This window comes from Nonomuraea cypriaca (genome assembly GCF_015645445.1).
Taxonomy (GTDB): Bacteria; Actinomycetota; Actinomycetes; order Streptosporangiales; family Streptosporangiaceae; genus Nonomuraea; species Nonomuraea cypriaca.
Genome location: NZ_JADOGI010000389.1, coordinates 1 through 6,057 on the forward strand (window position 1 = coordinate 1; position 6,057 = coordinate 6,057).

The 6,057-nt window shown below is 66.8% G+C and carries 7 protein-coding genes; 4 read left to right on the plus strand and 3 right to left on the minus strand.

What is annotated here, in order from left to right; all coding sequences use genetic code 11:
• Positions 1-266: 266 nt before the first annotated feature.
• Positions 267-956: a winged helix-turn-helix transcriptional regulator gene (locus ITP53_RS53365; RefSeq protein WP_195903139.1), complete on the minus strand. Its 690-nt coding sequence runs from the start codon at positions 954-956 to the stop codon at positions 267-269.
• 115 nt (positions 957-1,071) lie between these two features.
• Here ITP53_RS53365 and ITP53_RS53370 point away from each other — a divergent pair, with 115 nt between their 5' ends.
• The 3 genes from ITP53_RS53370 to ITP53_RS58820 all read left to right on the plus strand — a co-directional run bounded on the left by ITP53_RS53370 (position 1,072) and on the right by ITP53_RS58820 (position 2,594).
• Complete coding sequence (locus ITP53_RS53370) at positions 1,072-1,434, plus strand: DsrE family protein (RefSeq protein ID WP_195903140.1); 363 nt, start codon at positions 1,072-1,074, stop codon at positions 1,432-1,434.
• A 130-nt stretch (positions 1,435-1,564) separates the two neighbouring features.
• Positions 1,565-2,179 (plus strand): RICIN domain-containing protein, encoded by a 615-nt coding sequence (locus ITP53_RS53375; protein ID WP_207757698.1) that lies wholly within the window; start codon positions 1,565-1,567, stop codon positions 2,177-2,179.
• A 64-nt stretch (positions 2,180-2,243) separates the two neighbouring features.
• A complete protein-coding gene (locus ITP53_RS58820; RefSeq protein ID WP_207757699.1) occupies positions 2,244-2,594 on the plus strand; it encodes an integrase core domain-containing protein in 351 nt (116 codons plus the stop codon).
• A 75-nt stretch (positions 2,595-2,669) separates the two neighbouring features.
• Here the strand turns inward: ITP53_RS58820 and ITP53_RS53385 are convergent, their stop codons facing one another.
• A complete protein-coding gene (locus tag ITP53_RS53385; protein WP_195903141.1) occupies positions 2,670-3,857 on the minus strand; it encodes a hypothetical protein in 1,188 nt (395 codons plus the stop codon).
• Between the two features lie 204 nt (positions 3,858-4,061).
• Between ITP53_RS53385 and ITP53_RS56735 the strand changes: the two genes are divergently transcribed.
• Complete coding sequence (locus ITP53_RS56735) at positions 4,062-5,270, plus strand: plasmid pRiA4b ORF-3 family protein (protein WP_207757700.1); 1,209 nt, start codon at positions 4,062-4,064, stop codon at positions 5,268-5,270.
• Between the two features lie 585 nt (positions 5,271-5,855).
• On the opposite strand, the gene ITP53_RS53395 is transcribed toward ITP53_RS56735, so the two are convergent.
• The coding region (locus ITP53_RS53395) for a hypothetical protein (RefSeq protein WP_207757701.1) at positions 5,856-6,057 on the minus strand (202 nt) is incomplete at its 5' end.

Consider the following 6,057-nt stretch of genomic DNA (forward strand, 5'->3'; position numbering starts at 1 on the left):
AGACATGGTGATCAAGCTCCGCCGCGTCATCATCGCCGAACGTTTTCGGCCCCAAGCCCCCTACCAGGCCACACCCGAAGAAACCCAGGCCGTCCTCGCAGCCTGGGCCGCCGCCGAAACATGATCACCCACAAGTGCGAAACACGAGAGATGAGACGGAACACCACGAGCCTCGAGCATGCCCGACCCCGACCCCTGCTTCGACCGAGGAACCTCAGGACGTCTCCGCAACTCACAACCGTGAACAGAGTATTGACGCCCTCAGTTCACCGGGGTAACGACGTCCCCGCCCGTTCGACGGTGGCGAACGGGCTGCCGTGCAGCCATTGCGGCAACGCGCGGCAGGCGGCGGAGTCGCCGGTCAGGCGCACTGTCTCGTCGCGTAGCGCGGTCGACCAGGTCAGATCGCCCATCCAGATGCGGGTCAGGGTCGGCACCTCAGTCTCCAGCCAGACGTTGATCGGGAAGCCCGGGTAGCTGTCGCACGCGTCGACGCCGGACCGGGACAGGACGAGCCACCATTGCTGCTGACCGGCCGGCGCGTCCTGGAACTCGATTTGCACCGTGGCCGGCTTGTCGGGCATGCGGGCCGGCCGGCACTCCCGCTTGATCTGGAGCATTAGCAGCGTGGGGTCGAACTCGTCCGGGCGGATCTCGTGCATCCAGCGCACGGCCCACGCGCCGATCAGCTCCAGGAGCGGATTCAGCTCGTTCCCGGCCTCCGTGAGAAGGTAGCGAGGCTCGCCGCCGACCACATCGCGGCGCACCAGACCGGCGCGCTGCAGCTCGCGCAGCCGCGCCGCCAGCAGCGACGGCGACATCCCCGGCAGGCCGCGGGCGATGCCGTTGAACCGGTCCTCACCCCATACGAGCTCGCGGATGATGAGCAGGGTCCAACGTTCGGCGAGGATCTCGGCGGCTCGGGCGACCGGGCAGTACTGACCGTAGCGCTTCATGGCCCCATCCTCACGGCGGCTCTCACTCCGCGCCGCTACAAAAAAAGTACTAGGCCCTCGGACGCGCGTCACGCAGTCTCATGAGCGGAAGCAAGCACATTCGAGGAGGCATCATATGTCCGGAAAAGCGGTCATCAGCCTGACGACCGGTCTGGAGGATCCCGAGCGGGTCACGGTGGCGTTCCTGGTCGCCGTGGGCGCGGCCGAGGAAGGCCGGCCGACCCTGATGTTCCTGACCAAGGAGGCCGTCCGGCTGGCGTTGCACGGCGTCGCCACCGGAGTGGCCTGCAACGGCTGCCCACCGCTGCCCGACCTGGTCCAGCGATACCAGAGCGCGGGCGGGACATTCCTGGTCTGCCCGATCTGCTTCACCGCCAAGGGCCTCGACGAAACCCAGCTGATCAAGTCCGCCGAGGTCGGCGGCACGGTGCCCATGTGGCGCTGGATCGGCGACGGAGCGACGACGTTCAGCTACTGACCGGCCGCTCGATGCCCCCGCCCATCGGTGGCTTCTGACCTTTTGCACTTCACGCGACGCGGGGGCGTCTACCAGCTCACGGCGGCTGATCAGGCAGAAGGCTCTCTGGTCCCACAATGAGGAGCCCCATGTGAAGCCGCGCCGGGCTCGCCATTCAGATCTACCGCTGCAACGGGACCAGCGCGCCGATGTGATGGATCGCTCCATCACCGTGAAACCCATCACCTCGAAAGGACTTGAAATGCGGAATCACCGACTTGTCACGCTGTTGTCCGCTGTGGCGATAACAACCGCCGCCGGTGTGGCGGCCGCGTCGCCGGCCCAGGCCGAAGACCCGATCGTCAAGCTCGTGAGCGGCCAGAACCGCAAGTGCCTCCAGCCGGACAAGGGGTCCCTCGAAACGGCAACTAGGATCGTTCAGCAGACCTGCAACGGCAGCCTCGCTCAGCAATGGACAGTCACACCGGTCTCCTCCACAAAGGTCCACTTGGTCAACAGAGCCAGCAAACTCTGCCTTGACGTCGCCGGTAAGGCCGTCAGCGGAACCCCCATCCAGCAGTGGACGTGCAACTGGATCAGCAACGAGAACTGGGGCTTCGGCATCACCGACAACTTGTTGGTTTCGGCAGTCTCCAACACCTGGAGCCACTGCATCGCTACGCCGGGAGCGCAGGACGGCCTGCCGATGGAGTTGCGGTTCTGCGACGGCAACTCTGCGCAGCGCTGGAACCGCCCCCCCGGATGAGATTGCTGGTGTGACGGCCTGCCCGGCGAATGGTGACGGCGTATGCCGCTCCTGATCCGGGACCGTGGCGGCCAGTTCACCGACGCCTTCGACACGGTGTTCGCCGACGCCGGCCTGCGCGTCATCAAGAGCCCACCGCAGGCCCCGAAAGCGAACGCACTGCGAAAGGATCATCGGCACCCTACGCCGCGAACTCCTGGACAGCATGCTCATCCTCAACGAGCACCATCTACGCCGAACCCTCACCCGCTACCTGCAGCACTACAACACCGCCAGGCCACACCGCGGCATCAGACAGTTGCCCCCATCGCAAGCCGAAACAAGACCGCCAACCCCCATCGACCTGGCCGACCACCGAGTCCACCGCAAGGCCATCCTCAGCGGCCTCATCAACGAGTACCAGATCGCCAGCTGACACCACCAAGAACCCGCAGGTCAGACACCGAATCCTATTATTGAGCGCCCCACAGGACATCCGGGAGCGGTTCAACTATTCGGTGCGGCGCAGGTCCATGCTGTCGGATCCGTCCCACCGGTTGTTCGCGGCTGCTTGGCGGGCTCGCTCTGCTAGTTTGCCGGTCAGGCCGGTGCGTTCGATGCACCATTCGACCCACTGGGGTAGCAGATCGAGTATGGCCTCGGCGTACTTCTTGATGTATCCGTCTGCGACGAGGATCACGGTGTGCTCGATCCGATGCGGGGAGCAGGCATAGTAGCCGGGTCCGCAGAGCCGGGACCAGGTGTCGGCGAGCGTGGCGATGTCTTCTCGTTCGGGTCTGTGGTCATCTCGATCGCGTAGCCAGGCGGCGAATTCGTCGATGATCGGGTTGAGGTCCTGCTTGGGCTTAGGCTCAGGAGCGACAGTGAACGACTCGCAGAGGGCGCTGGCGCGCTGGCGCAAGCGGAAACGCTCGGCGATGAGCTGTTGCGACTCGCTGCCGAGCAGCAGGACGCCCAGGAGGTCAGAACGGCACAGCGGATCCAACAGGTCGCGGGCGGTAGCTTGGTCGCACGGGGCCGGTTGGGTGGAGGCGGGTGCCGCGTGCGTCCCCACGGCGGCTCGCCACTCGGCGAGCGCTTCCTCCGGTGAGGCGAAGACGGCAGCGTGCACGACCCGGTCTCCGGTGCAGCGGTCGATGTCCCAACAGTACCAGTGCGGGTCCTCCTCGCCCCAGGCGAAGGGGGCGAGGAGCGCGTACCGCGAGCCGTACTCGTCGGCCAGCAGCAGTGGCTCTCCGGCCGGAGTGGCCCGGAGAATCTCACTCGGCCACCCAGGAGCGATGCCGGCCTTGGCCAAGGCCGTCGTGGCGTCCTTGATGGCTTCGCGGACGGCGAGGCCGAGGTCGCGGCGCAGCATCTCCCCGCTGGACGGCGCGGTCATCGCGGCGAGCCCGTGCAGCATCCGCCACAGGTCATCTATCTGCCCGCCGCTGCGCGCGGCGATCTGGATCTCGTCGCGGACGAGGTCAGCCAGAGAGGCCAGGTACCGGTCCCAGTGGAAACCCATGGTCTCGGTCTGTGTGCGCGTCCACAGCTCCTCGCCGACCAGGTCGATGACGGCGTTTTCCAGCCGCAAAGGCGAGTGGGCGGGCAGGTCAGCGAGGCGCTTGATGATCGCATTCTGGGAGTCCGGCCACCACTGATCCCCAGCGGTCCCCATCAGCGACTCAAACAGCACAGAATGAGGGTCGGGTGAGGGCTGACGGGTGGCGAGCTGCAGCGCGCGCCGGGCAGGATTGCCGCTGACTCCCCGCGTGGGGTTTGCCTTCGCTCTACGCTTCTTCGCCACGGCACCCGATCCTACGATGTCTCATGGGCCAGAAGGACTCGTTCGCGCGGCGCGGGCGGCGGAGGCCGAATGCTGGGCCATACTCTGAACGCTATGCAGGAGGAGTTGCGGGCGTTCACCGAGTGGGTGGGCGGAGGCCGGAAGCTGACCCAGACGGGGAAACTGACGCTGTCGGACGCGCGGGCGCTGGTGGCGCTGCTGGAGACCGGCGACGAGATCGACCAGAAGATCGGTGACCGGGTGTTCCGGACGAAGAGCAGCACCGAACTGCCCGGATTGAACCTGATCGTGGAATGGGCCAAGGCGGCTGGGCTGGTCCGGGTGGTCAAGGGGCGGCTGCTGCCGGTGAAGAAGGCGGCGCCACTGCTGAAGGACTCGGGGCGGTTGTGGGAGGCGTCGTTCACGGCGTTGGGGAAGATGAGCGAGGCGCTCTTCCCCAAGAACTACTGGTACACGTCGCTGGTCGGCGAGGAGTTCACGCTCATCTGGCCAGCGCTGCTGCGTAGGTTGTACGGCGGGCCGGTGTCCGTTGCGGATCTCCGGCTGCTGGCCTGGGAGATCGCGTCGCCGTACTACGAGATGCGCGACCCGCAATCGCAGCGGCGGATGGCTGGCCAGGACCTCGATCGGCTGCTGGCCGTCTTGGTCCGACTGGGCGCGGTGGAGCTCACGGAGGAGACGGCGACTCTGACCCCGGTGGCGGTGAACGCCGTACGGCGCAGCCTGGGTGAGGCCGCACCGGGAGAGCCGATCTATCAGATCCGGGTAACGCTCCAGGAGAGTGCGGATCCGGTGATCTGGCGGCGCCTGCTCGTCTCACCCGGGATCACGATGGAGAGGCTGCACGACATCCTGGTCGCGGCGATGGGCTGGGAGGACCGTCATCTCCACCTGTTCACGGTGAGCGGTGTCCTGTACGGCGAAGCGTCACCCGAGTGGGATCTGGACGTTCTGGACGAGAAGAAGACCTCGCTGCCGGAGGTGCTCGCACAGGCCGGGGCAGCCATTGAGTACGAGTACGACCTGGGTGACAGCTGGCGGCATGACATCGTGCTGGAGGAGATCCTCACCGCGGAGGAAGGAGTCCGTTACCCGATGCTGGTGGACGGGGCGGGCGCTTGCCCGCCAGAGGACGTCGGCGGCATCGGAGGCTACGAATACTTCCGTCTGGTGCTGGCCGATCCCGAACACGACGAGCACGACGAATATGTCCGCTGGGCCGGTCTGGAGAACGCGCAGGAGTTCGACCCGGCCCGGTTCGCCTTTGAAGCCGCTCGCCGAGCGCTGGCCTCAGCTGGATGATCAGATGCACATCGCAGCGGCGCAGCCCGCGCGCCTCCCCGCCGTAGCACTCGCCCGCACATCAACGGCTGAAACGCCGGCAAGAGCGATCCCTGCACGTAAGCCCTGGTGGTGCCCGGTCGGGACCCATCGCGGCAGCGCCGACCGCCACACCCCTGAGCTTCCCCCCGTACGAGGCCCTGCGGCCGTCGACCCCGGCAGGGCTACGCCACGCGCATCCGCCTCTACCTCGATCCTCAGCTGGGAAAGATCCGGCTACACAAGCTGACCTCCCGCGACGTCAAACGGGCTACTCGCGGCGCTGGCGTCCCGTCCCTCGCCGACCGGCCGCCGGTTGTCGCCAGCCACCGTGGTGCGGATCCACGCCACCCTGCGGACCGCGCTGAACGCGGCGCCCCGCGCCCGGCTGATCCCGGTCAACCCGGCTCACGGAGCCGAACCGTGCGTCACCATGCTGCCGTCACGGTCGACCCCATGGAGACCGTCACCGGCGAATGCCACTGCTCGAAGCGCCGCGACCTGCACCGGTCGACCGCTTTGCTCCTCCAGAGTGCGCTAGCCCCGTTTTCCGCACTTGAGCGATCTTCAGCGGAGGTCTCGTGGATCGATGTCGAGGAGGTCCAGGAGGTGGAGTTGGAGGTCGGTGGGTTGCGGGATGGACGGGGGTGATTGGCCGGTGCCCGGGATGAGCCGGATGCCGGCCAGTGCGTCGAGGATGAGCTTGCCGGTGGGAACGGCGGGTCGTCCGGCGTACAGGCCGTTGACCTTGGTTTTGTCGTGGGCGGCC